This is a genomic window from Streptomyces sp. TRM70350 (assembly GCF_019219825.1).
In the GTDB taxonomy this organism is placed as follows: domain Bacteria; phylum Actinomycetota; class Actinomycetes; order Streptomycetales; family Streptomycetaceae; genus Streptomyces.
The window spans coordinates 25128-50100 of sequence record NZ_JAHUXH010000043.1 but is presented as its reverse complement, the minus strand read 5'-3'; the positions used below and the strand labels follow the sequence as shown (position 1 = coordinate 50100).

At 70.6% G+C, this 24973-nt stretch carries 21 protein-coding genes and 3 pseudogenes; 10 read left to right on the top strand and 14 right to left on the bottom strand.

Annotated features, from left to right (window positions below; translation table 11 throughout):
* Positions 1 to 641, top strand: a pseudogene (locus KWI83_RS35155) (pectate lyase); the annotation flags it as partial.
* Positions 642 to 746: 105 nt separating this feature from the next.
* Here the strand turns inward: KWI83_RS35155 and KWI83_RS35150 are convergent.
* The 3 genes from KWI83_RS35150 to KWI83_RS35145 all read right to left on the bottom strand — a co-directional run bounded on the left by KWI83_RS35150 (position 747) and on the right by KWI83_RS35145 (position 2530).
* Positions 747 to 1103, bottom strand: a complete 357-nt coding sequence (locus tag KWI83_RS35150; RefSeq protein ID WP_218518441.1) for a DUF192 domain-containing protein — start codon at positions 1101 to 1103, stop codon at positions 747 to 749.
* A 237-nt stretch (positions 1104 to 1340) separates the two neighbouring features.
* Positions 1341 to 1559: a DUF418 domain-containing protein gene (locus KWI83_RS40150; RefSeq protein ID WP_308122359.1), complete on the bottom strand. Its 219-nt coding sequence runs from the start codon at positions 1557 to 1559 to the stop codon at positions 1341 to 1343.
* A gap of 20 nt (positions 1560 to 1579) precedes the next feature.
* On the bottom strand, positions 1580 to 2530 hold the full coding sequence (locus tag KWI83_RS35145) for a DUF418 domain-containing protein (RefSeq protein WP_308122357.1): 951 nt from the start codon (positions 2528 to 2530) through the stop codon (positions 1580 to 1582).
* A 115-nt stretch (positions 2531 to 2645) separates the two neighbouring features.
* On the opposite strand from KWI83_RS35145, the gene KWI83_RS35140 reads away from it, so the two are divergent.
* Both KWI83_RS35140 and KWI83_RS39470 read left to right on the top strand, forming a co-directional pair.
* Positions 2646 to 3221 carry a dihydrofolate reductase family protein gene (locus KWI83_RS35140; RefSeq protein ID WP_218518440.1) on the top strand — a complete coding sequence of 192 codons (576 nt, stop codon included), beginning with the start codon at positions 2646 to 2648 and terminating at the stop codon, positions 3219 to 3221.
* A gap of 111 nt (positions 3222 to 3332) precedes the next feature.
* Positions 3333 to 3563 (top strand): annotated as a pseudogene (locus KWI83_RS39470) (LLM class flavin-dependent oxidoreductase); the annotation flags it as partial.
* A 6-nt stretch (positions 3564 to 3569) separates the two neighbouring features.
* On the opposite strand, the pseudogene KWI83_RS35135 reads toward KWI83_RS39470, so the two are convergent.
* Positions 3570 to 4052, bottom strand: a pseudogene (locus KWI83_RS35135) (DinB family protein); the annotation flags it as partial.
* Positions 4053 to 4138: 86 nt separating this feature from the next.
* On the opposite strand from KWI83_RS35135, the gene KWI83_RS35130 reads away from it, so the two are divergent.
* The 5 genes from KWI83_RS35130 (at position 4139) to KWI83_RS35110 (ending at position 10546) form a co-directional block, all read left to right on the top strand.
* The gene (locus tag KWI83_RS35130) at positions 4139 to 5011 is read left to right on the top strand and encodes a methyltransferase domain-containing protein (protein WP_218518439.1); all 873 of its coding nucleotides are present in this window, start codon (positions 4139 to 4141) and stop codon (positions 5009 to 5011) included.
* A 527-nt stretch (positions 5012 to 5538) separates the two neighbouring features.
* The gene (locus KWI83_RS35125) at positions 5539 to 6312 is read left to right on the top strand and encodes an isoprenyl transferase (protein ID WP_218518438.1); all 774 of its coding nucleotides are present in this window, start codon (positions 5539 to 5541) and stop codon (positions 6310 to 6312) included.
* 315 nt (positions 6313 to 6627) lie between these two features.
* Positions 6628 to 7953 carry a PhoH family protein gene (locus KWI83_RS35120; RefSeq protein WP_218518437.1) on the top strand — a complete coding sequence of 442 codons (1326 nt, stop codon included), beginning with the start codon at positions 6628 to 6630 and terminating at the stop codon, positions 7951 to 7953.
* Between the two features lie 420 nt (positions 7954 to 8373).
* The gene (locus tag KWI83_RS35115) at positions 8374 to 9069 is read left to right on the top strand and encodes a transglycosylase SLT domain-containing protein (protein WP_218518436.1); all 696 of its coding nucleotides are present in this window, start codon (positions 8374 to 8376) and stop codon (positions 9067 to 9069) included.
* Positions 9070 to 9229: 160 nt separating this feature from the next.
* Complete coding sequence (locus KWI83_RS35110; RefSeq protein WP_218518435.1) at positions 9230 to 10546, top strand: AI-2E family transporter; 1317 nt, start codon at positions 9230 to 9232, stop codon at positions 10544 to 10546.
* A 101-nt stretch (positions 10547 to 10647) separates the two neighbouring features.
* Here the strand turns inward: KWI83_RS35110 and KWI83_RS35105 are convergent, their stop codons facing one another.
* On the bottom strand, positions 10648 to 11181 hold the full coding sequence (locus KWI83_RS35105) for an alkyl hydroperoxide reductase (RefSeq protein ID WP_218518434.1): 534 nt from the start codon (positions 11179 to 11181) through the stop codon (positions 10648 to 10650).
* A gap of 7 nt (positions 11182 to 11188) precedes the next feature.
* Positions 11189 to 11743: a peroxiredoxin gene (locus KWI83_RS35100; RefSeq protein WP_218518433.1), complete on the bottom strand. Its 555-nt coding sequence runs from the start codon at positions 11741 to 11743 to the stop codon at positions 11189 to 11191.
* 140 nt (positions 11744 to 11883) lie between these two features.
* On the opposite strand from KWI83_RS35100, the gene KWI83_RS35095 reads away from it, so the two are divergent.
* A complete protein-coding gene (locus tag KWI83_RS35095) occupies positions 11884 to 12840 on the top strand; it encodes a LysR substrate-binding domain-containing protein (RefSeq protein ID WP_218518432.1) in 957 nt (318 codons plus the stop codon).
* A 1-nt stretch (position 12841) separates the two neighbouring features.
* On the opposite strand, the gene KWI83_RS35090 is transcribed toward KWI83_RS35095, so the two are convergent.
* From KWI83_RS35090 to KWI83_RS35070, 5 genes are all read right to left on the bottom strand, one after another.
* Positions 12842 to 15172: an FtsX-like permease family protein gene (locus KWI83_RS35090; RefSeq protein WP_218518431.1), complete on the bottom strand. Its 2331-nt coding sequence runs from the start codon at positions 15170 to 15172 to the stop codon at positions 12842 to 12844.
* A complete protein-coding gene (locus KWI83_RS35085) occupies positions 15169 to 15855 on the bottom strand; it encodes an ABC transporter ATP-binding protein (protein ID WP_218518430.1) in 687 nt (228 codons plus the stop codon). Before KWI83_RS35085 ends, KWI83_RS35090 begins: the two co-directional genes overlap by 4 nt.
* Positions 15852 to 16376 carry a PadR family transcriptional regulator gene (locus tag KWI83_RS35080; protein ID WP_141310442.1) on the bottom strand — a complete coding sequence of 175 codons (525 nt, stop codon included), beginning with the start codon at positions 16374 to 16376 and terminating at the stop codon, positions 15852 to 15854. Before KWI83_RS35080 ends, KWI83_RS35085 begins: the two co-directional genes overlap by 4 nt.
* 105 nt (positions 16377 to 16481) lie before the next feature.
* Positions 16482 to 16727 (bottom strand): hypothetical protein, encoded by a 246-nt coding sequence (locus KWI83_RS35075; protein ID WP_218518429.1) that lies wholly within the window; start codon positions 16725 to 16727, stop codon positions 16482 to 16484.
* Complete coding sequence (locus tag KWI83_RS35070) at positions 16724 to 17659, bottom strand: SPFH domain-containing protein (protein ID WP_218518428.1); 936 nt, start codon at positions 17657 to 17659, stop codon at positions 16724 to 16726. Before KWI83_RS35070 ends, KWI83_RS35075 begins: the two co-directional genes overlap by 4 nt.
* Before the next feature lie 243 nt (positions 17660 to 17902).
* Here KWI83_RS35070 and KWI83_RS35065 point away from each other — a divergent pair, with 243 nt between their 5' ends.
* Entirely contained in the window at positions 17903 to 20275 is a 2373-nt protein-coding gene (locus KWI83_RS35065) for a transglycosylase domain-containing protein (protein WP_218518427.1), read from the top strand.
* Between the two features lie 126 nt (positions 20276 to 20401).
* On the opposite strand, the gene KWI83_RS35060 is transcribed toward KWI83_RS35065, so the two are convergent.
* The 3 genes from KWI83_RS35060 to KWI83_RS35050 form a co-directional block, all read right to left on the bottom strand.
* The gene (locus KWI83_RS35060) at positions 20402 to 22507 is read right to left on the bottom strand and encodes an ATP-binding SpoIIE family protein phosphatase (protein WP_218518426.1); all 2106 of its coding nucleotides are present in this window, start codon (positions 22505 to 22507) and stop codon (positions 20402 to 20404) included.
* Positions 22508 to 22760: 253 nt separating this feature from the next.
* Entirely contained in the window at positions 22761 to 23453 is a 693-nt protein-coding gene (locus KWI83_RS35055) for a DUF402 domain-containing protein (RefSeq protein ID WP_218518425.1), read from the bottom strand.
* An 82-nt stretch (positions 23454 to 23535) separates the two neighbouring features.
* Complete coding sequence (locus KWI83_RS35050; protein ID WP_218518424.1) at positions 23536 to 24921, bottom strand: aspartate ammonia-lyase; 1386 nt, start codon at positions 24919 to 24921, stop codon at positions 23536 to 23538.
* Between the last annotated feature and the right edge of the window lie 52 nt (positions 24922 to 24973).

Sequence of the window (24973 nt, the reverse complement as noted above, 5' to 3'; positions counted from 1 at the left end):
CCTGGCAGGTCGGCGGCAACATCTTCGACAACGTGACCTGGTCCAGCCCGGGCAGCGAGAACAACCCGGCCGGCCCGAACCCGCAGTCCAACACCACCGTCAGCATCCCGTACTCCTACCGCCTCGACGCGGCCAGTTGCGTGCCGGGCATCGTGAGCGCGACGGCGGGCGCCAACAAGGGCCTTCAGGTGTCGGACGGCAACTGCTCCCCGCAGTCGCCCACACCGACACCCACGCCCACACCGACGCCCACACCGACGCCGACCCAGCCCAGCGGGACCAACCTCAGCATCGGAGCCGGATCCGACGGGTCCAGCAAGGCCTCCGGCACGAGCTACGGCAACGTGCGGGACGGAGACATGAGCACCTACTGGTCGCCGTCCGGCTCGACCGGTTCCCTCTCGATCAAGTGGGGGTCCGCCACCTCGGTTTCCAAGATCAACATCAGGGAGACGCCGGGCAGCGCGGGCACCATCGGCTCCTGGCGGGTCGTCAACCACGACACCGGCGCCGTCCTGACCTCCGGCAGCGGGGCGGGAGTCATCATCTTCCCCCAGATCTCACTACGCAAGATCACCTTCCAGATCACCGGTTCGTCCGGCACCCCGCAGGTCGCCGAGTTCGAGACCTACGCCGGATAGCGGCACGCTCCTCCCGCCGTCCCCCCGAATGCGGCGGGGAGGCGGCCGAGGAGTACCCGGGCCGCCCCTCCGATCACCGAACCGAAAGCCCAGGCCCGATCCGCCCTACTCCCCCTCCACCGTCACCCGGACCCCCACCCGTAGCCCCCAAGCGGCCATGGCCCCCGCCTCCGCCTCCAGCACATGCCGGGAGCGCGGCCGGGGCATCCCCAGCCGCCACGGCTTCATCGTGCGTACGGCGATGACGACGAGGTCGCGGTCGAGGTAGGCCACGTCGATGGGCATGCGCATACGGAAGGTGTGCACGCTGTTCGCGGGGGACAGCAGGATCGCGCCGTGCACCGCGTCCCGCCCGAGCAGTCCCCTCGTACGGGCCCGGTACGACGTCGCGATCTCCAGCGGCACCGTCGTACCCCCGTGCACGACCAGCTCTCCCCGCCCGTCCCGCCAACGCCGCCCCATGCCCGGGCTCCCTCCGCCGTCCGTCCGCGTCCGGTGTGCGAACCGACCGTATCGGCAGTCCGCGAACGGGCCTTAGGGGCCCTTGCACTCTGCCCGCCCGGGTCGCGCGGCCTGGCACCGCACCTCGCCGCGTTGCCGAAACGCCCAGGTAGCCCCGCTACCAGGGCGCTCCGGCGCCTTGCGATGCACGGCACCAGACCACGCGACCTGATCGGACGCTCATAGTGCAAGGACCCCTTAGCGGCGCAACGCCCACCGCTGCACCGACTCCAGCGGGCCGTGCGAGAAGCGGCGCAGCCACAGGGTCGAGCCTGCGATGAGGAACGCGCAGATCAGCGCCCACATGGCCATCACCCACCACGGCCCGCCGTCCGACCCGAACCGCTCGGTCAGGCCGAGGCCGACGCCGTAGCAGAGCAGCGTGCACAGCACGTTCTGGAGGACGTACGACGACAGGGCGGTGCGGCCGACCGAGGTCAGGCCGTGGGTGACGGCCTTCGGCGGCCGCCGCGGTCGAGTACGACGCCGATCAGGCCCAGGTAGCCGAGGGCGACCACCGGAGCCGCCACATAGCGGCCGAGGAAGAAGAAGTCCTCGCCGCCCAGGGTCAGCGCCGCGTTGAACGGGAGGCCCAGGCCCAGTCCCCAGACCGCCATCCGGGCACGCAGTCGGCGGCCCCGCTCGGTCGGGGCGAAGGCGCCGGCGCGGTACAGGCGGACGCCGAGCAGGAACAGGAAGACCAGCAGGCCGAAGGAGACGACCGGTTCCATGCGCAGCGCGACGGCGTTCTCCAGACGGAAGCCGATCTGGTCCGGCCAGCTGCCGTGCGCGTACAGGTCCACGGAGTCCGCGGAGATCTGCCCCGGCTCGGAGTCGTCCGCCAGCAGGGCCAGCGTGATCAGCGACATCAGGGCCACGTGCAGGCTCGTCGAGATCCACATCAGCACGCGCCGCACCCGTTCGGAGCGTACGAGCAACCGTGCGACCAGCAGAGCCGTGGCGGCGTACCCCATGAGGACGTCGAAACCGAAGACCAGGACGAAATGGAGCGTGCCCTCGGCGAACAGGAACAGGGCGCGGGGGCGGTAGCCGCGCGGCCACGGGGTGCCGTGGAGCTGGGCGGAGTCGTACTGGATGGCCAGGCCCACGCCGAAGAGGATCGTCAGCAGCGACAGGAACTTGCCGTCCGCGAGGAAGCGGAAGATCGCTTCCACCGGTTCCTCGAACGGGTCCGCCACGGGCGCGCCCTGCAGGAACGCCCACTCCGAACCCGGCGTGGCGAAGATCCACACGTTCGTCATCAGGGTGCCGAGGATCGCCACCCCGCGCAGCACGTCCAGCAGAGGCAGTCGGCCGCCCCTGGGGGAGGGGCGGGAGGAGGTGGCGTGCGCGGACGCACGCGTGCTGTCCGACGAGATACCAGCCATAACCCCAGGCTCCCGGCGCGCTCCGCCCCGAACGTCCTGCGGCCGGACGAAAGCGTCGTACATCCTTCGATGCAGGAACCGAAGGAACTTTCGACAACCGCCCCCGAGGTGAGCCATGGGAAAGATCGTCCTGATGATGTCCGTGTCCCTCGACGGCTGTATCGAGGGCCCCGACCGCGACCTCGGCTGGCACCGCGTCGACGAGGAGGTCCACCAGCACTTCAACGACGTGCTGCGCGAGATGGGAGCCTTCCTCGACGGCCGTGTCGGCTACGAGGTGATGGCCGGTTTCTGGCCCACCGCCGACGCCGACCCCAACACCCCCGCACCGGTCGCCGAGTTCGCCGGGATCTGGCGGGACAAGCCGAAGTACGTCTACTCGCGCACGCTCCAGCACGCCGACTGGAACACCACCGTCGTCCGGGACGTCGTCCCCGAGGAGGTCCGTGCGCTGAAGGGGCGGACCGACGGCGACCTGGGGCTCGGCGGGTCCGACCTCACCGCCGAGTTCCTGCGGCACGACCTGGTCGACGAGTTCCGGCTCTACGTCCATCCGGTCCTCGTCGGGAACGGCAAACCCCTCTTCCCGCCGGGCACGCGCCCGGCCGACCTGCGGCTCGTGGAGAGCCGGACGTTCGGCAACGGCGTCGTACTGCTGCGGTACGACAGGGCCAACGCGCCGACCGGGTAAACAGTTGTCCGTTCACCGAACGGTGGGTAGGAAGGGCGCATGACAGGACTCGCCGCTGTGTTCCGTCCCCAACTGCCCCCCGAGCGGCTGCGCGCCCTCGCCCAACTGGCCGACCGGACCGGCCTGGACGAAGTGCGCCGGGCCCGTCGGCTCATCGACGAGGGCCTCGCCGATGTCGCCGACCTCGGGGTCGCGGGGGACGCGGGGGCCGTCGCCAAGGCCGTCGCGCGGCTCACCGAGGCCGGTGCCGACACGGTGATCCTGCAGCCGACGGGCGACGAACCCGACCCGGAGGGCTTCGTCGGTTTCGCCGCGCGGGAGGTCAGGCCCCTGGTTCCGTAGCCGGGTCGGCCGGTGGCCGCCCGTCGTCCCGTCAATGAGCTCCCGCACGATGTCCATGTGGCCCGCGTGTCTGGCCGTCTCCTCGACCATGTGGACGATCACCCAGCGCAGCGACACGGGATGCCCCCGCCACGCCGGGCTGCCCGTGTCGTCCAGCGACAGCTCGGTGATCGTGCGGTCGGCGGCGGCGCGGGCACGGCCGGAGAAGTCGATGATCTGCTGGGTGGTCTCGCCCTGGTCGGCCCGCATGTCCTCGCCCTTGTAGGGGTCGAACCACAGTGGTTCCACCTCGCGGCCGAAGGTCTCCACTACCCCGCGGTACTCCACCGACCTCAGATGCTTCACCAGGCCGAGCAGGCTCGTGCCCGACGGTGTCATCGGCCGGTGCAGCTGCTCGTCGTCCAGGCCCTCCAGCTTCCACAGCACCGCGTCCCGGTGCCGGTCCGGACTCGCGTGCAGCGTCGCCTTCTCGCCGCCCCGGTACGGCATGCCCGCCCCCTCGTTCGCCCCGCCCTCGTTCGCCATGCCGGGAAACCAGCAGCGGCCACTGACAACGCCCTGCGACGATCAACCGCATGCAGGACGAAAACCGCCCCACGGAACACCGCCCCACGGGACCTCACCGCACCGAACCTCGCCGCAGCTTCGAGGAACTCGTCGCCGAAGGGGCCGCCGTGCCCACGGAGGGCTGGGACTTCTCCTGGTTCCAGGGGCGGGCCACCGAGGCGCGGCCGTCCTGGCGGTACGCCGAGTCGCTCGCCGGGCGCCTCGCACGCGCGTGTGCCGCCCTCGACATCCAGACCGGCGGCGGCGAGGTCCTCGACTTCGCGCTCGGCGCCGCCGCGCGGCAGCCCCGCCTGCTCGCCGCGACCGAGGGCTGGCAGCCCAACGCCGCCAGGGCCACCGCCCTGCTCCGCCCGCGCGGCGTCGTGGTCGTCGCCGCGCCCGAGGACGCGCCGCTGCCCTTCGCCGACGGCGCCTTCGACCTCGTCTCCAGCCGCCACCCCGTACGGCCCCCCTGGCACGAGATCGCGCGGGTGCTCCAGCCCGGCGGCACGTACTTCGCCCAGCACGTCGGGCCCAGCAGCGTCTTCGAACTCGTCGAGCACTTCCTCGGCCCCCAGTCAGAGGAGGCGCGCGCCGCCCGCCACCCGGACCGCGAGCGCGCGGGCGCGCAGGCGGCGGGCCTGGAGGTCGTGGAGCTGCGCACGGAGCGGCTGCGGATGGAGTTCCACGACATCGCCGCCGTCGTCCATTTCCTGCGCAAGGTGATCTGGATGGTCCCCGGCTTCACCGTCGAGGCATACGAGGACAAGCTCCGCGCCCTGCACGAGCGGATCGAGACGGAGGGCCCCTTCGTGGCCCACAGCACCCGCCACCTCGTCGACGCCCGCAAGCCGACCGGTTCTGTCCTCTATGAGGGCCCTCCAGGCACGGCGCGGGCGTGAGTCGTGGCCAGGGTTTTCCACATTGTTATCAGCGGTCACTCGCGTCACCCATGACACATCGAGTAATTCGGACCAAGGTAATTCGCGTGAGCAAAGCTGCGCGGGCGGCACCGCGCAGTGGAGGGGGCTGCGCGGTGCCCAGGGCCCGTTCCCGCGCGTCAAGCCGTCGTCGGTGGGTGGGTCGCCCATCAGGGGGACGCCGGAAAAGTCCTGCGCGTCCCCTGGGATCCGGCCATGAACAGGCCGTGAACCGGGCATTCCGCGGCCACCGGTGCGTTGCCGGGCGATTCCGGAGAGTAGTTGTGTCGCGCCGATGCACGCAGCAGCCCTTACGAAGGGTTATGGTGGAAGCCCCCCCTCGGGCCGGTCCGTCTCCCCCCCACGGACCGGCCCGTTTTTTGTGCCCCCAACTCCCGTTGGGGCACTGTCGTACCGCGGGGGTAGGCTTCGCCCCCGGGGACCGTCATACGGACAGGAGTCGCGCTCGACCGCACCTGTCCGATCCGTACGGAGGGGCTGACAATCACGTGAACCTGCGCGACAAGCTGCGCGGCCTGCTGGTCAGGCTGTACGCACGCCGGGTGGAAGGCCACCTGGACCACGCCCAGGTGCCCAAGCACATCGGCGTCATCGTGGACGGCAGTCGGCGCTGGGCGAAGGCGGCCGGCTCCACCCCTGTCGACGGTCACCGCGCCGGCGCCGAGAAGATCGAGGAGTTCCTCGGCTGGTGCACCGAGACGGACGTCGAGGTCGTCACCCTCTGGCTGCTGTCGACGGACAACTTCAACCGGCCCCAGGAGGAGCTCGTCCCGCTCCTCGGCATCATCGAGGACGTCGTGCGCACCCTCGCCGCCGACGGCCGCTGGCGGGTGCACCACGTCGGCACCCCGGACCTGCTGCCGTCCCCGATGCAGACCGCGCTCAAGGAGGCCGAGGAGGCCACCGCGCACGTCGACGGGATACTGGTCAACGTCGCCATCGGCTACGGCGGCCGCCAGGAGATCGCCGACGCCGTCCGCTCCATGCTGCTGGACGCCGCCGACAAGGGCCGCTCCATCGAGGACGTCGCCGAGGCCGTCGACGTGGACATGATCGGCCGACACCTCTACACGGGTGACCAGCCCGACCCCGACCTGGTCATCCGCACCAGCGGAGAGCAGCGGCTGTCCGGATTCATGCTGTGGCAGACGGCCCACTCCGAGTACTACTTCTGTGAGGTTTTCTGGCCGGCCTTCCGCAAGGTCGACTTCCTGCGCGCCCTGCGCGACTACGCGGCGCGCCACCGCCGCTACGGCGGCTGACGGACCCGCCCCGGCCACCCGGACGTACCACGCTTCACACGGAGTTCACCGGCGCGCCGTCATATGCCGTGGCATGGCGGCGCGTTTTGGAGGGCATAAGGCAAGCAGGTCGACTCCCGAACCACGGGTGTCGGATCTCAGCGGACGGCACGGGGCCGTCCGCCCGGGAGGCCCTTTGCACCAGCCCGATCGTGCGGTCACCGTACGGACGAAGCAGCCAAGGGCCGGTTCCCGGCCCGTTGTGCAACGGGGCCGTGGACCGGTCCAGCTCCTCTCCGTCGCTCCCCGACCTCATCCGAGGGGGTACGTCCTTCCGTGGTGACCAGCACAAAGCGCCACAAGCCCGACCGGCGCACCTATGTTCTCGACACCAGCGTCCTGCTGGCCGACCCGAACGCTTTGAGCCGCTTCGACGAGCACGAGGTCGTGCTCCCGGTCGTGGTGGTCACGGAGCTGGAGGCCAAGCGGCACCATCCCGAACTCGGCTACTTCGCCCGGCAGGCCCTGCGTCTGCTCGACGACTGCCGCGTGCGCTACGGCCGCCTGGACGCCCCCATCCCGATCGGGGACCTCGGCGGAACGCTCCGTGTCGAGCTCAACCACTCGGACCCCAGTGTGCTGCCGACCGGCTACCGCCTGGGGGACAACGACTCCCGGATCCTCGCGGTCGCACGGAACCTGCAGGCCGAGGGGTTCGACGTCACCGTCGTCTCGAAGGACCTCCCGCTCAGGATCAAGGCGTCCTCCGTCGGCCTCCTCGCCGAGGAGTACCGGGCAGAACTGGCCATCACGGACTCCTCCGGCTGGACCGGAATGGCCGAACTGACCCTGCCCGGCGAGCAGGTGGACATCCTCTTCGAGGAAGGCCACGTCTACGTCCCCGAAGCCGCCGACCTGCCCGTCCACACTGGCCTGACCATCCAGTCCGAGCGCGGAAAGGCACTCGGCCGGGTGACACCGGAGGGCAACGTCCGCCTGGTGCGCGGCGACCGGGAGGCGTTCGGCATCAAGGGCCGCAGCGCGGAGCAGCGGATCGCGCTGGATCTGCTGCTCGATCCGGACATCGGGATCGTGTCGATGGGCGGCCGGGCCGGCACCGGCAAGTCGGCGCTGGCGCTGTGCGCGGGCCTGGAGGCGGTCCTGGAGCGTCGCCAGCACGAGAAGATCATGGTCTTCCGCCCGCTGTACGCGGTGGGCGGGCAGGAACTGGGCTATCTGCCCGGCACCGAGGCCGAGAAGATGAGCCCCTGGGCGCAGGCGGTCTTCGACACCCTGTCCGCGGTCACCAGCCGCGAGGTCATCGAGGAGGTCACCGCGCGCGGGATGCTGGAGGTGCTCCCGCTCACCCACATCCGCGGCCGCTCGCTGCACGACGCGTTCGTGATCGTGGACGAGGCGCAGTCACTCGAACGGAACGTCCTGCTGACCGTTCTGTCCCGAATCGGCGCCAATTCGCGGGTCGTTCTGACGCACGATGTGGCGCAACGGGACAATCTGCGGGTGGGGCGGTACGACGGTGTCGTCGCCGTCGTGGAGAAGCTGAAGGGGCATCCGCTCTTCGCCCATGTGACCCTGACGCGGTCCGAGAGGTCCCAGATCGCGGCGCTTGTGACCGAAATGCTGGAGGACGGGGTGATCTGACCCCCTCGTCCCATCTCGGGGCGGTTACGCGGTAGTTGGCGCCGTTCGGCAAAGGCTCAGAGCCTAGCCGGGCGGCGCCTTCGCACGTCACGGTTTCTCAAAACCGCCAGGGCCAAACGGCATGTGAGCTTTCACACGCAACTCGGAATTGCCTTGCGGTGTCGGGTTACGGCAGAGTCTCACTCCTGTCAGGCCCCGCATACGACACACCGGTACCCCCAGCGGTACGGCACAACAGGAGCACCACAGCCAAACTCCATAGCGTCGTCGTATGCCGCCCGAGCATCATGGGGCGCTCCTCTGCCGGGAGTTGTCCACCGGGCCCGTGCCTTCCGTGACCCGCAGTTGGGGAGGCCAGTGCCAGGGGCACGATTGCGTCCGCCAGGGTCACCGAAGCGGGCGATGCTGGAAGGAAACCGTGTGAGCCGGATTTCGGTCCGGGGATTCGCAGTGGCCTCGGCCACCGCGGTCACCGCAGTCGGAAGCGTCGTCGGCGTTGCCTCGGGCAGCACCGCGCAGACCAATGACGCCGAGGCGGCGGCAACCGACCTGACGCTCCTCGCGGACATACCCGCGGGCCAGCAGGCCCAGGTGCAGACCGCGTCCCTGACGCAGCAGGCCGACGTACAGGCCATCGCCGCGGACGCGAGCGCCAAGAAGGAAGCCGAGGAGGCGGCGCGCAAGGCGGCCGCCGAGACCGCGATCGCGAAGAAGGAGGCCGCCGAGAAGGCGGCCCAGGAAGCCAAGGAGCGCGAGGAGGCGGAGAAGGCGGCCAGCCGTTCCGCCACCCGGGACGCGTCCGCCTTCCCCGCCCAGGGCTCGTACACCATCGCCGAGATCCAGTCGATGGCGGCGGCGATGGTACCGAGCGGGCAGTTCCAGTGCTTCAGCAACATCGTGGACCACGAGTCCGACTGGAACTACCGGGCGGTCAACCCCTCCTCCGGTGCCTACGGCCTCTTCCAGGCGCTGCCCGGCTCCAAGATGTCCTCCGTCGGCGCCGACTGGCAGACCAACCCGGCCACCCAGATCAAGTGGGGCCTCAACTACATGAACGAGCGCTACGGCAGCCCCTGCGACGCCTGGGCGTTCTGGCAGGCCAACCACTGGTACTGAGCCCCCGGTCGGACAGGCCCCTGGCCTCCCACTCAACCTTTCCCAGCCCCTCACCGTCCTTCGGTGAGGGGCTTCGGGCATGTGGAGTTCCGGCCCTGTACGGTCTGACGGGACGACTCCGGGGGGAGTGGTGGGGACAGCTGGGGGAAAGGGACGGATCATGTCGCGAGTGCCAGGGTGGCTCGGTCGGGTGGGCGCCCGGCTGACCGAGGCGGGGCAACGGTGGGAACAGCGCCGCGCCGAGGCGGAGAGGGCGCACGCCGAGCCGGAGCCGGAGCCGGAGGAGTCGGCCGAGGCGGCGGGCTCCCCCGAGTACGCGCCTGACGTCCCGGTCGTCACCCGTCCCGATCCGGCGCAGGCCGTGCCGTGGGGCATGCGGGTGGCGGCGGAGGCCGGGTGGCGGCTGCTGGTGCTGGCGGGCACCTTGTGGGTGCTGATGCGGGTCATCAGCGCCGTACAGCTGGTGGTGCTGGCCTTCGTGGCGTCGCTGCTCATGACGGCGGTGCTGCAGCCGACGGTGGCGCGGCTGCGGCGGATGGGGGTGCCGCGGGGGCCGGCCACGGCGATGACCGCGATCCTCGGGTTCGTGGTGATGGGGCTGATCGGGTGGTTCGTGACCTGGCAGGTCATGGAGAACATCGACACCCTCTCCGACCAGGTCCAGGACGGCATCGACGAGTTGCGGCGGTGGCTGCTCGACAGTCCCTTCCACGTCACCGACAAGCAGATCAACGACATCGCCGAGAACCTGCGGGAGGCGATCGGGGCGAACACCGACCAGATCACGTCCGCGGGGCTGGAGGGTGTGACGGTCGTCGTCGAGACGTTGACCGGGATACTGCTCGCGCTCTTCTCGACGCTCTTCCTGCTCTACGACGGCCGGCGGATCTGGGAGTGGACGCTGAAGCTGGTGCCGGTGGCGGCGCGGCCGGGGGTGGCGGGAGCCGGGCCTCGGGCCTGGCGGACGCTCACCGCCTATGTGCGCGGCACGGTGATAGTGGCTCTGATCGACGCGATCTTCATCGGCCTCGGCATCTACTTCCTCGATGTGCCGATGGCTGTGCCGCTGGCGGTGTTCATCTTCCTCGGGGCGTTCATCCCGCTGGTGGGGGCGGTGATCTCGGGCGCGCTGGCGGTGGTCGTGGCGCTGGTGACGCAGGGCGTCTTCACGGCGGTGATGACGCTGGCGGTCGTGCTCGCCGTGCAGCAGATCGAGGGGCACATCCTGCAGCCGTTCATCCTGGGGCGGGCGGTACGGGTGCATCCGCTGGGGGTGGTGCTGTCGGTGACGGCGGGCGGCTTGGTGGCGGGGATCGGCGGCGCGGTGGTGGCGGTGCCGTTGGTGGCGGTCACGAACACGGTGGTCGGCTACCTGCGGGCGTACTCCCACGAGCGTGCCCTGCGCCACACCCCGCGGCCGCGTGGTGCCACAGCGACGGACAGCGCGCCCATCCAGCCACCCGACTCGGGCCCCTGAGCGGCGGTGGCCGCCCCAGGAGTCCGAGGCCCGTCCCTCACGCCGAGACCCCGCCCACCGACGGTGGACGGGGTCTTCGCGCGCAGTCAGTCGCTCCGCGGCTACTCGGCGAGGGCCGCCTCGGCGTCCAGGGTCACCGCCACCGCCTGCACGACGGAGGCGATCTTGAAGGACTCCTGGATGACCTCGCGGTCGACGCCGGCCTTGCGCAGGACCTGCTCGTGGGAGTCGAGGCACATGCCGCAGCCGTTGATGGCGGAGACGGCGAAGGACCACAGCTCGAAGTCGACCTTGTCCACGCCCGGGTTGCCGATGACGTTCATCCGCAGGCCCGCACGCAGGTTGCCGTACTCGTGGTCGGAGAGGAGATGCCGCGTGCGGTAGAAGACGTTGTTCATCGCCATGACCGCCGCGGCGGACTTCGCCGCCGTGTACGCCTCCGGCGACAGCGCCGCCTTCGCCTCCGGCTCCAGCTCACGCAGCACGATGGGGGAGCGGGAGGCGATCGCCGTCGCCAGTACCGTGCCCCACAGCTGCTGCGCCGGGAGGTCGGAGTTGCCGATGACCGAGCCCAGGTTGAGCTTCAGGTCCTTGGCGTAGTCCGGTATGCGGGACTTCAGGGAGTCGAGGGACATGCCCGGATCACTCCCCGGCCAGCAGGGCGACCGGGTCCAGCGTGTCCTCGCCCTTGTTCCAGTTGCACGGGCACAGCTCGTCCGTCTGGAGGGCGTCCAGGACCCGCAGGACCTCCTTCGGGTTACGGCCGACCGAACCCGCGGTCACCATCGAGAACTGGATCTCGTTGTTCTGGTCGACGATGAAGACCGCACGCTTGGCGAAGCCGTCCTCGTCCTCGATGCCCAGCTCACGCATCAGCTCGTGCTTGGCGTCGGCCATCATCGGGAACGGCAGGTCACGCAGGTCGTCGTGGTCCTTGCGCCAGGCGTGGTGCACGAACTCGGAGTCACCGGAGAAGCCGAGGATCTGCGCGTCGCGGTCGGCGAACTCGTCGTTCAGCTTGCCGAAGGCCGCGATCTCGGTCGGGCACACGAAGGTGAAGTCCTTGGGCCAGGCGAAGATCACCTTCCACTTGCCCTCGTAGGTCTTGTGGTTGATCTTCTCGAACTCCTTGCCCTTCTCCAGCGAGACGCAGGCAGTCAGTTCGAACTCGGGGAACTTGTCACCGACAGTGAGCACTGGCTCTCCTTGCAGCGCAGCGAAGAAACACCCGCTTTTGGCGAGTGTTTCCCATGGGTTGGACGTGATCGATCGTGGCACAACGCGCATTGATACGGGAAATAGCTACACTCGGTCGAGTTGATCGGAGGTAGCTATCAGTGACCGTTGGTAACACCGGCAGGAGACGTCAGCCCAGTCTTGCCCAGCTGCGCGCCTTCGCCGCCGTCGCCGAGCAGCTGCACTTCCGCGACGCCGCCGCCGCGATCGGCATGAGCCAGCCCGCCCTCTCCGGTGCCGTCTCCGCGCTGGAGGAGGTCCTCGGCGTCACGCTTCTTGAGCGTACGACCCGCAAGGTGCTCCTCTCGCCCGCCGGCGAGCGCCTCGCCGTACGGGCCAAGGCGGTGCTGAGCGAGGTGGGGGCCCTGATGGAGGAGGCCGAGGCCGTGCGGGCGCCCTTCACCGGGGTGCTGCGGCTCGGCGTCATCCCGACCGTCGCGCCCTACCTGCTGCCGACCGTCCTGCGGCTCGTCCACGAGCGCTATCCGCACCTCGACCTCCAGGTGCACGAGGAGCAGACCGCCAACCTGCTCGACGGGCTCACCTCCGGGCGGCTCGACCTGCTGCTGCTCGCCGTGCCCCTCGGGGTCCCGGGGGTGACCGAACTGCCGCTGTTCGACGAGGACTTCGTGCTCGTCACGCCCCTCGACCACTGGCTCGGCGGACGCGAGGGCATCCCGCGCGAGGCGCTCAAGGAGCTCAACCTGCTGCTCCTCGACGAGGGGCACTGCCTGCGCGACCAGGCCCTCGACATCTGCCGGGAGGCGGGACGCGAGGACGCGCCGGTCACCACCACGGCCGCCGGACTGTCCACCCTCGTCCAGCTCGTCGCCGGTGGGCTGGGGTGCACGCTGCTGCCGCGGACCGCCGTCAAGGTGGAGACGAGCCGCAGCAATCAGCTGCTCACCGGGTACTTCTCCGACCCCGCGCCGACCCGCCGTATCGCGCTGGCGATGCGGACGGGCGCGGCGCGCGGGGCGGAGTACGAGGAGCTGGCGGCCGCACTGCGCGAGGCACTGCGGCCGCTGCCCGTGCGCGTGCTGGACGGGGGCGAGTAGCTCACTCGGTGCGCAGGCCCTCCGGGCGCATCAGCCGCAGCAGCGGCGGCAGGCTGAGCAGCGTCACCAGGAGGACGACGCCCGCGCCGATGCCGATCATCGCCAGCAGGCTCGCCCAGTCGACGCCCACCCCGGTGGCCGTCATCTTCAGCAGCACCGCGCCCAGGGTGAGCCCCACGACGGAGGCGAGGGCCAGGCCCAGCACGATCGGGATCGTCGTCTGCCACAGCACGGACAGGCACAGGGTGCGGCGCCGGGTGCCGAAGGCGACCAGCGCCGACAGCAGCTTCCTGCGTTCGCGCAGCTGTTCCAACTGGGAGACGAGCAGACTCGCGCCGATCAGGGCCAGGACACAGGTGGCGCCGACGAACAGGCCGGTGCGGATGGAGTCGTAGCGCTCGGAGCGCTGCGTGGACACCCACAGCATGGGCTCGGAGTACGGGTCGATCGCCGCCGCCGTGTTGCGTACCAGGTCCTGTGCGTCCGGTACCGACGCGTCGAGCTGGAGATAGACCTGGCCGCCGAGGCGCTGCGCGGCCGCTGCGGGCAGCGCCTTCGGGGTGACGAGGAAGCCGCCGCGCTCGGCGCCGGTCATGTCCGCGGCCGCCTCCGCCCGCTTCACGGCGGGCAGCGTCCAGGGGGTCTCCGCGCCCTCGCGTTCGCCTTCGTGGGTGGGGTCGAAGTAGAGGGTGCGGCCGGGCTCGGCCAGACCGGGGGTGTCGGTGTCGTACTCCGCACCGGAGACGGCGAACACGTCGCCGTCGCGGCACGCGGGCAGCTTCGCCACCTCCCGCAGCGAGGCGCAGTCGCCGACCGTCACCTGTGCGAGGAGCTCGGGGTCCGTGCGCTTCTCGCCGACATGGCCCTCCGCGTACGCGTACACCCTGCGCACGCCCTCGGTCCGCCGGAAGTCCGCCGCGGCCCGGGCCAGCGGCATGCCCTCCGGTACGGACACCTGCATCTGCGCGCGGGTCTCGTCGTACGGGGTCGCGTGGGTGAAGTCGTCCTCCACTCCGGCGAACAGCATCTGCAGCGCGATCGCGCCGGCCACCGCCACGGCGATGCCGTTGACCGTGCGGGCCGCCGTGCCGCTGCTCAACTGCAGGCGGCGGACGGCCAGTTGCCAGGAGAGCGAGCCGGCGCCGAGCCGGGCGACGGCCGTCTCGACGATCCACGGAAGCAGCGCCGTGACGCCGATCAGCAGCAGCATCACACCGCCGATGACCAGGTACTGGTTGAAGTCGCCCCCGTCACTGCCCTGGCCGATCATCGGGGCGAGCATCGCCAGGCCGGCCAGCGGCAGCAGCAGCCGCCACCACAGCCTGCGGCGGCTCGGCCTGGCCGTGCGGACCACGCCGAGCGGCTCGATGACCACACCGCGCAGCGCGAAGAGGGTGACCAGGACGGCGGCCGCCGGGACCGTGACCGCGACCAGTGCGGCCAGGGCGGGGGAGGGGTTGAGGTAGCTCGGGAAGACGCTGACGTCGAACACCTCCATCCGGCCCGCGATCTCGCGTCCGACCAGGAAGAAGCCGGTGCCGAAGACCAGGCCCAGCACGGACCCGGCGAGCGCCTCGCCCGCCGCGACCCGGCGGGTCATCCCGCTGTCGGAGCCCACCAGCCGCAGCGCCGCGAGCCGCCGGTCGCGTCCCTCGCCGCCGAACCGCACGGCCGCCGCGACGAAGACGCCCACCGGCATCAGCAGGACCACGAAGACGACCAGGACGAGGAGGATCAGGACCGGATCCCAGGGGTCGGAGGTGCCCTGGATCGGCTCCCCGAACCGCTCGATCCGCACCACCCGGCCGTGGTCGAGCTTCGACGCGAGGCCCTCCCCGCCCCGGTAGAAGGCGAGTTCGGCGGAGCCGACCAGACCGGGCTCGGCGATGGTGCCGACGATCCGGTCGGACAGCCGTTCGCGGAGCAGTTTCCCGTCCGGGGACTCAAGAAGTGCCTTCAGCTTCGGGGAGACGACCATCTCGCCCGGCGCGGGCAGCTTGTCGACGCCCGGCGGCAGGGGCGCCTTCGGGCCCTCCGGCTCCAGTTCCCGGCCGCGGATGTCCTCGTGGCGGAAGGTGGTGCCGACGTTGGCGACGAGCAGGGTGGCGTCCGTCTTCGGCGGCACGGTCTGGCTGAACGTGAAGTCGGTGCGGGCCTGTTCGCGCTTGTCCCGGGCGTCCAGCGCGTTCGGCAGCGCGGTGGTGAGCAGCAGCAGCGCCACGCCGAGCCCGACGCCGACCGCGGTGAGCACCGCCCGTACCCAGCCGCCCCGCCCGGTGAACGCGAACCCGGCGCCCATGGCCAGATCCCTGCACCACTGACGGAGCCTCATACGACGCGCTCCATGTCCCGGGACTTCCCGTCCCGTACGACGATCTCGCGGTCGGAGTAGGCGGCGACCCGTGCCTCGTGCGTGACCAGGACGACGGCCGCGTTGGTGGAGCGGGCCGCGTCCGTCAGCAGCTCCATCACGCGCTCACCGTTGAGGGAGTCCAGCGCGCCGGTCGGCTCGTCGGCGAACAGCACGCGCGGGCCGGTGACCAGGGCGCGGGCCACGGCGACGCGCTGGCCCTGACCGCCGGAGACCTCACCGGGCCGCTTGTGGCCTATGCCGTCGACCTCCAGGCGTTCCATCCAGGACAGGGCGGCGCGCTCGGCGGCCTTGCGGGAGGTGCCGTTCAGGCGCAGTGGCAGGGCCACGTTCTCCACACAGGTGAGTTCGGGCACGAGCTGGCCGAACTGGAAGACGAACCCGAACTCCGAGCGCCTGAGCGCGCTGCGCCGGGCGTCGTTCATCGTGGCCATCTCCCGGCCGTCGTAGCGGATCGAGCCCTCGTCCGGGGTGACGATCCCGGCGAGGCAGTGCAGCAGCGTGGACTTGCCGGAGCCGGAGGGGCCCATCACGGCGACGACCTCGCCGGGGTGGATGGAGAAGTCGGCGCCGTCCAGGGCGGTCGTGGGGCCGTACGTCTTGCGCAGGCCCTCGGCCACGAGCAGGGAACCGGAGGGAGTCACTTCGCCACCACCTCCGCCAGCTTGTCGAGCCGCGCGGCGGTCAGTTCCAGCCAGCGCAGATCGGCCTCCAGATGGAACAGCGCGTGGTCGCAGATCAACTGGTCGGCGAGGTCGCCCTTGCGTTTGCGGTCGGTGAGGATCCGCATCATCCGCAGATGCTCCGAGCGCTGGGTGTCGAGGATGTCGGCGGCGTCGCGCCGGGTGAGCAGGGCGAGGACGACCTTGGTGTACAGGGTCGACTGGAGGTACGGCTCCGGCTTCTCCGGCGTGGCGAGCCACCGCTCCACGTCGGTGATCCCGGCGTCGGTGATCGCGTACCGCTTGCGCTCCGGCCCGCCGCCCGGCTCGATGCCGTCGACCTCGACGAGGCCGTTCTTCAGCAGGCGGGACATCGTCGAATAGACCTGGCCGTAGTGCAGCGGCCGGTCCTGACCGAACTTCTCGTCGAAGGCCCGCTTCAGGTCGTAGCCGTGGCGGGGGCCGGACTCCAGGAGCCCGAGAAGGGTGTGACCGATGGACATGCGGAGCACTCTACACAGCGGGTATACGTCGTGTGTATACGCGCAGTGTGCAGCTCAGGGCATGCGGTACGTCGCCGCTGGTGGGGGCCGATTGTCACGGTTCTGCTACTGCGGCTCTGAGTCCCGTGGCGGTCGGCCCCGGCGGGGCAGGGGACCGGCGTCCCCCGGCAGCCGGCCCGCCTCCTTGAGGGCCTTGCGGAGCAGGAACTCGATCTGCGCGTTGGCCGACCGCAGCTCGTCCGACGCCCAGCGGGCGAGCGACTCGTACACCGACGGGTCCAGCCGCAGCAGCACCTGCTTGCGCTGCTGCTGCGGCCGCCGCTTCGAGGAAGCCTCGGAAGGATCGGTCACTGGTAGAGGGACCCGGTGTTGACGACCGGCTGGGTGGCCCGGTCGCCACACAGCACCACCATCAGGTTGGACACCATCGCCGCCTTCCGCTCGGAGTCCAGCTCCACGATGTCCCGCTCGGTCAGCCGGGCCAGCGCCATCTCCACCATGCCGACCGCGCCGTCCACGATCTGCCGCCGGGCCGCGACGACCGCGCCGGCCTGCTGCCGCTGGAGCATCGCCGAGGCGATCTCGGGCGCGTAGGCGAGGTGCGTGAAGCGGGACTCGATGATCTGCACGCCGGCCGCCTCCACGCGCGCGTGCAGTTCGACTGCGAGCTTCTCGGTGATTTCCTCGGCGTTCTCGCGCAGGGAGAGGCCGTCCTCCTCGTGGGCGTCGTACGGGTACTCGATGGCGATGTGCCGTACGGCCGCCTCGGTCTGGGTGGAGACGAACTCGATGTAGTCGTCGACCTCGAACGTGGCCTGCGCGGTGTCCTCGACCTTCCACACCACGACCGCGGCGAGCTCGATCGGGTTGCCGTAGGCGTCGTTGACCTTCAGCACCGCCGTCTCGTGGTTGCGGACGCGGGTGGAGATCTTGGTGCGCGAGGTGAGCGGGTTCACCCAGCGCAGGCCGTCCTGCCGGATCGTGCCCCGGTAGCGGCCGAAGAGCTGGACGACCCGGGCCTCGCCCGGCGCCACCATGTTCAGCCCGCACATCGCGACGAACGCGCTGATGGCGACCAGGACGCCGAGGACGATCAGCGCTGCCTTGGCGCCGGTCGCGGAGACGGTCGTGGCGGCGACCACCATGGCGATGCCGCCCAGCAGCCCGATCAGGCCCAGGAGCAGGGCGAGTCCGCCGCCGATGCTGTGCGCCTGGAACTCACGGACGCGCGGGGCGGGCATCGCAGGGACGTCGGCGACGGCCGGTGCGTCATGCGTGGACATAGTGGACACAGAAGTCCCCCGTTCGTTCTATCTAGGTCAAAGCTAAGTGATATCACTTTACCCCGCCACGGCAACCCCAACCCCCTCCCGGGCGTCGGTTCCGTAGGGAAGCGTGCTGATTGTCACGCCCGCAAAAGACCGAATGAGTCGGACTTTGTCATAGAGAGCGGTGTTAGCTTTCTGAGCTGACCTGAGCCACGAAACCGATGTGACAGCCGAGAGCGGAGCGGAGCGAACGGACTCATGGGACGAGCGGAAGACAGACGAGCGCGGCAGCGCGGTGGTCACCGCGCGGCGCCGAAGCGCCGCCGTTCGTCAAGCGCGCCGGGCGCGCCCAGCGCTGTGAGCCCGGCGGGCCCGACCGGTCCCGGCCGCCGCAGGGGCAAACCCGGCAAGTCCGGGAAGACCGGCATACGCAGGCTGTTCACCTGGAGGAAGATCCTCGGCACGTTCCTCGGCCTGTGCCTGCTCGGCATCGGCGGCTTCATCCTGCTCTATCTGCTCGTGCCGGTCCCCGAGGGCAACGCGGCGGCGAAGCAGCAGAGCAACGTCTACAAGTACAGCGACGGCACGGTCCTGGCCCGCGAGGGCGAGGTCAACCGGGAGGTCGTCGACCTGGCCAGGGTGCCCAAGGACGTCCAGCGGACCTTCGTGGCCGCCGAGAACAAGACGTTCTACCAGGACAACGGCGTCGACCTGAAGGGCACGGCGCGCGGTGTGTTCAACACGCTCAGCGGCAAGGGCGCACAGGGCGGTTCGACGATCACCCAGCAGTACGTCAAGAACTACTACCTCAGCCAGGAACAGACGGTCACCCGCAAGCTGAAGGAGCTGGTGATCTCGCTGAAGGTGGACCGCCGGATGTCCAAGGACGACATCCTCGCGGGCTACATCAACACCAGCTACTACGGCCGCAACGCCTACGGCATCCAGGCCGCCGCGCAGGCCTACTACCGCGTCGACGCCGACCAACTCACCGTCGAGCAGGGCGCGTACCTCGCCGCGCTGCTCCAGGCGCCGAGCCAGTACGACTGGGCGGTCGCCTCGAAGACCAGCAAGCAACTGGTGAAGAACCGCTGGAACTACGTCCTGGACAACATGGTCGAGGAGGGCTGGCTGAACGCCTCCGAGCGCCAGGGCATGGAGTTCCCGGTGCCGAAGGCGCCGCAGGGCACACCCGGACTGCAGGGCCAGGCCGGCTACCTGGTCGACGCGGCCAACGCGGAGCTGGCCCGCCAACTCGTGGCCCAGGGAGCGGCGGAGAACCAGGACAGCGCCCTCGCCCTGGTCAAGCGCGGCGGCTGGACCATGACGCTGAACATCGACAAGAAGAAGCAGAAACAGCTGGAGAAGGCCGCCAAGGACGAACTCACCAGCAAGCTCGACCCCGGGAAACGGAAGGTCGACGGGAACATCCAGCCCGGCGCCGTGTCCGTCGACCCGAAGACCGGCAAGGTCGTCGCGATGTACGGCGGCGTGGACTACGTCAAGCACTACCGGAACAACGCGACCCGCCGCGACTACCAGCCGGCCTCCACCTTCAAGCCGGTGATCCTGGCCGCCGCCGTGGAGGAGGGCGCCGAGACCCAGGACGGCGAGCCGATCACCGCGAACACGATCTACGACGGTGACAGCAGGCACCAGGTCACGGACAACGGCAGGAAGGTCGGCTTCGCACCGCCGAACGAGGACGAGGCCGACTACGGCGACGTCACCGTGCAGACCGCCATGAACAAGTCCATCAACTCCGTCTTCGCGCAGATGGGCGTCGACGTCGGCATGGACACGGTGATGGAGGTCGCCGACAGGCTCGGCATGGACACCGAGGGCATGCAGGCGGTGCCGGCCCAGACGCTCGGCTCCATGGGCGCGAGCCCGCTGGAGATGGCGGGGATCTACGCCACCCTCGACAACCACGGCAAGAAGGTCACGCCGGCGATCCTGGCCTCGGCCGAGCACAAGGACGCCGAGGTGGACCTGCCGGACCCCATCGGCGACCAGCTCATCAGCCGCGAGGCCGCCGACACCGTCACCTCGGTGCTGACCGGGGTGGTCGACGACGGTACGGCCCGCCTGTCGGTGCGCGACAACCCCGCGCGTCAGGGGCAGCAGGTGGCCGGTAAGACCGGTACGTCCGACTACGGCAGATCCGCCTGGTTCATCGGCTACACCCCGAACCTGGTGACCTCGGTCGGCCTGTTCGGCGAGGACGCCAAGACCGGCAAGCAGGTGAACATGGCGGGCGCCACCGGCACCCTCCCGGGCAAGGGCCGCGTCGACGGTGGTGGTTTCCCGGCGCACATCTGGGCGGCGTACACCTTCGGCGTGCTGGACGAGGTCACCAAGTTCGACCTGGAGACCACGCAGGGCGCGGCGGTGAAGCCGACGTACACCCAGACACCGACCGAGGAGCCGACGACCCAGGAGCCGACGGAGACCCCGACGACCGAGGAGCCGACGGAGACCCCGGCCACCGAGGAGCCGACGGAGACCCCGACGACCCAGGAGCCGACGGAGACCCCGACGACCCAGGAGCCGACGGAGACCCCGACCACCGACGAACCGACGGACGGGACCACACCGGAGACCCCGTTCCTCCCGAACGACGAGCAATGAGAGAGGGCGCCCGGCACAAACGCCGGGCGCCCTTCACGTCCCCAAGGGGCGCGGGGAACGGCGCGATCAGCCACACACGACCCGCAGTCGCCGTATGTCAAAAGCCCCACGGCGAACCCGCGCACCTCACCCGCGATTCAGCTCAAACCAGACAACCTTTCCGGTACTCAGCCGAGTGGCCCCCCACCGCCGAGCCATCCGATTCACCAGATACAGCCCACGCCCACCCTCATCGGTGGCCCGAGCCTGCCGCAGCCGAGGCAGCTGCGGCACATCGTCGCCCACCTCGCACCGCAGCACATCGGTCCGCAGCAACCGCAACGTCACCGGCCGCGAGGCATACCGCACCGCATTGGTCACCACCTCACTGACCAGCAACTCCACGGAGTCCGTCAGCTCCTCCAGACCCCAGCGGGCCAGCGCCCGCCGAGCCAGCCGCCGGGCCTTGCCCGGCGCCGTCTCCTCCGGCTCCAGGGTCCAGTACGCCACATCACTCGGCGCGATCCCGTCGAACCGGGCGGCGAGCAGGGCGATGTCGTCGTCCCGGTCGCCCGGCCCGAGCATGTCCAGCACCTCGTCGCACAGCGCTTCGAGCGGCGGCGGATGATCGGGCCCCGTGAGCTGGGCGGTCGCGGCGAGCTTCTCCCGCAGTTGCTCTATGCCGGTCCACACGTCGCGCAGCCGGGACTCGACCAGCCCGTCCGTGTACAGCAGCAGCGTCGCCCCGGCCGGCGCGTCGAGCTCCACGGCCTCGAAGTCGACGCCGCCGACCCCGATCGGCGCGCCCGCGGGAACCCGCAGCACCTCGGCCCGCCCGCCCAGGTGCAGCAGCACCGGCGGCGGGTGGCCGGCGTTGGCGATGGTGATCCGGTGCGACACCGGGTCGTAGACGGCGTACAGGCACGTCGCCATGCGGTCGGTGCCGAGCCGCTGCGCCTGCTCGTCGAGGTGGTGCAGCACCTCCTGCGGCGGCAGGTCGAGCCCGGCGAGGGTCTGCGCGGTCGTCCGCAGCTGGCCCATGATCGCGGCGGACGTCATGGAGTGCCCCATGACGTCACCGACGACGAGCGCGACCCGGCTGCCGGGCAGCGGGATGGCGTCGTACCAGTCGCCGCCGACCCGCGCGGTCTCGGCGGCCGGCAGGTAGCGCGAGGCCAGCCGGACGCCCGTCGGCTGCGGCAGGGTCTCGGGAAGCATGGTGCGCTGCAACTCGTCGGCGATGTACGCCTCCCGGCCGTACAGCACCGCCTTGTCGATGCCGAGCGCGCTGTGCGTGGCGAGCTGGGCGGCGACGAGCAGATCGTCCGCCTCGAACGCCATCCGCTCCGGGCGGCGCAGGAAGACCGCGGCGCCGATGACACGGCGGCGGCCGCGCAGCGGGGCGAGGATGGCCCGCTGGCCGGCGGGGATCACCGCCTCGCCGTCCTCGCCGAGCAGTTCGGGCAGCGCGGCACGGGCGGCGGGCGCGTCGGCGAACACGGGACGTACCCCGCGCAGCACCTCGGCGAGCGCGCCACCGGGCCGTACCTCGCACAGTTCGGCGGTCAGCGTCGACAGCTCCGACGGCTCCGGCTGGGCCACCGGCATGAACCCGCCCTCGGTGTCCCGCTCCTCCGGGATCCGGTCGGTGCGGCGCAGCCGCAGCACGACCGGGCCCGTGGGCCGCTCGTCGCCGACCGGCAGCGGGTCGCGCAGATAGACGAGGATCGCGTCGGAGAAGGTCGGCACGGTCGCCCGGCACAGCCCCATCACGATCTCGTCGAGGTCGATGCCGCGGGCGATCCGCCGGGTGGCCGCGCCCACGAAGCGCAGCCGGTCGCCGTCCCGCCGCATCGGCGTGGGCTTGCCGAGCGGGGCCGCCTGGCCGGTACGGCGGTCCTGGCCGTCGGGACCGGAACGCTCCGGGTCGGTGCCGGGCTGCGCCGGGATGACCTCCGGCGCGGGGCGCGGGCGATGGTCCCCCACGCTCGGCTTCGCTCGCGCGGGAGGTGCCCCCATGGCCTCGTCGACGGCCGGCTGGGAGTGCTCGGGTCCGGTGCCGTCGCTGGGTGCCACGGGCGGGCCCGGGGGCGTCTCGCCGGCGCTGCGGGCCTGTGCGGGTAAGGCGGCGGCACCGGGCGTCAGCGGAGCCGCCGGGGTACGCAGGAGCGCCCCGCGGGGATCCGCGGGGTCGGTGCCCGCCTGGGGGCGCTCGAAAGAGGTCGGCTGCTCCGTCACGCGTGTCGAATCCATCCGTCCGGGGCCGTGCGCGCCTTGCACCGCGCGTGCAGTTCGTCCCGCAGAAGTCCCGATACCCGGAATACATGCCCCAGGAACGGAATTCCCGCGTGGTCAGAGGCTGTCCCTGTGTCCTCGTACCCCTCGCTCACGTCCTGCCGCCCCTCGGTGACATCCGGTCAAGCACACTGTGCGCCCCGCGAGTTGCCGCCGCGCGCCCTTGCGGAGGACGATCCTACGTTTCCTGCCCCGGGGCGCAGCAAGGGTCTCATGAGGACACATGCGCGGGCATACGATGCCAGTCCTCCGGAAGTGAGGGTACGGTCCAGGACGGATCCGGGCGCCAGTGCTGCCAGCCGTCCGAGAACGGCGGCCCCCAGGCGCGGATCACCTCCACCGCGGACCGCCCCGCGTCCCGGACCCGTTCGGCCTGCGCGGCGTCCATCAGGCCGTCCCGCTGGGCCTGCGCGAACTCGTCCTCGTCCCGCCAGTGCCAACTGCGGTCGGGGTGCACGGAGATGTCGAGAAAGTGATCCTCCGAGTCCACCCCGCCGCTCCAACGCTCCAGCGGCTCCTCAAGATTGACGTACCAGTTCTTGAACCGCCACCCGGGCTCCCAGAACAGCCACACCGACCACGGCTCACCGGGCCGGGCCAGCTTCAGCACGCCGGTGCCGAACCAGCGGTCGCGCTGCACGGTCCGCGGCTTGGTGTAGCGCGACTGAAGGGGTTCCAGGTGCACCGGCGTACCGTCGGTGAGCACCGGCTTGACGCACTCCGTGCCCGGCGCCATCCAGACGGCGAGCAGGTCGGCGTCGTCGCGTACGACGGTGACGGGGCGCGCTATGTGGAAGCGGTCGCCCGCGTTCTCCCGGTAACGCCACAGGATGTGACTGCCGGGTGCCCAGAAGGCCGTAGCTCCGCCCGCTTCCACGCGTCTCACCGCTCCGTCGTCCGCCATGCACAGATATTAGGTGTCACAGGCATACGACGCTGCGGCGCGCGCCACGGTTCACGCGCCGGTCACACGGCACAGCGCCCGGTTACGGACGCGTCATCCGCAGGACGTCCAGTGCCTCGTCGAGCTGCTCCACCGTGAGGTCGCCGCGCTCCACGTACCCGCTCTCCAGCACGACCTGACGGATCGTCTTCCGTTCGGCCAGGGACTTCTTGGCGACCTTGGCGGCCTCCCCGTACCCGATGTACTTGTTGAGCGGTGTCACCACGGAGGGTGACGACTCGGCGTACTCGCGGGCCCGTTCGCGGTTGGCGGTGATGCCGTCGACGGTCCGGTCGGCGAGCAGGCGGGAGACGCCTGCGAGCAGCCGGATGGACTCCAGCACGTTCTTCGCGATGACCGGAAGCATCACGTTCAGCTCGAAGTTGCCGGACGCGCCCGCGGTGGCGACGGTGGCGTCGTTGCCGACGACCTGCGCGCAGACCATGAGCACGGCCTCCGGGATGACCGGGTTGACCTTGCCGGGCATGATCGACGAACCGGGCTGCAGATCGGGCAGGTTGATCTCGGCCAGCCCGGTGCGCGGCCCGGACGCCATCCAGCGCAGGTCGTTGGCGATCTTCGTCAGCCCGACGGCGATGGTCCGCAGCTGCCCGCTGGTCTCCACGATCCCGTCCCGGGCGCCCTGCGCCTCGAAGTGGTTACGGGCCTCGGTGAGCGGCAGGCCGGTCGCGCGGGCGACCTCCGCGATCACGGCCGCCGGGAAACCGGGCGGGGTGTTGATCCCCGTGCCGACCGCGGTGCCGCCGAGCGGCAGTTCGGCGAGCCGGGGCAGCGAGGCCCGAAGCCGCTCGATGCCGTACCGCACCTGGGCGGCGTACCCCCCGAACTCCTGCCCCAGGGTCACGGGCGTGGCGTCCATCAGATGCGTCCGCCCCGACTTCACCACGTCGGCGAACTCCTCCGCCTTGCGCTCCAGGGAGCCGGCGAGGTGCTCCAGCGCCGGGATCAGGTCGTGCAGGACGGCGGCGGTGGCGGCGATGTGCAGGGAGGAGGGGAAGACGTCGTTGGACGACTGGGACGCGTTGACGTGGTCGTTGGGGTGGACGTCCCGGCCGAGCCGTTCGCTCGCGAGGGTCGCGACGACCTCGTTGGTGTTCATGTTGGAGGAGGTGCCGGAGCCCGTCTGGAACACGTCGACGGGGAAGTGCTCGTCCCACCGCCCCTCCGCGACCTCCCGCGCCGCCTCCCCGATGGCGTCGGCGATGTCCTTGTCGAGGACGCCGAGCCTGGCGTTGACGGCGGCGGCCGCGGCCTTGATGCGCGCGAGGGCCTCGATGTGGGCGCGCTCCAGCCGCTGCCCGGAGACGGGGAAGTTCTCCACGGCCCGCTGCGTCTGCGCCCGCCACTTGGCGTCCGCGGGGACACGCACTTCACCCATGGAGTCGCGTTCGATGCGGTATTCGCTCATACCGGGTACAGCGATCGGGGTGGCGGGGATGTTCCGGGTCTGGACCGAACGA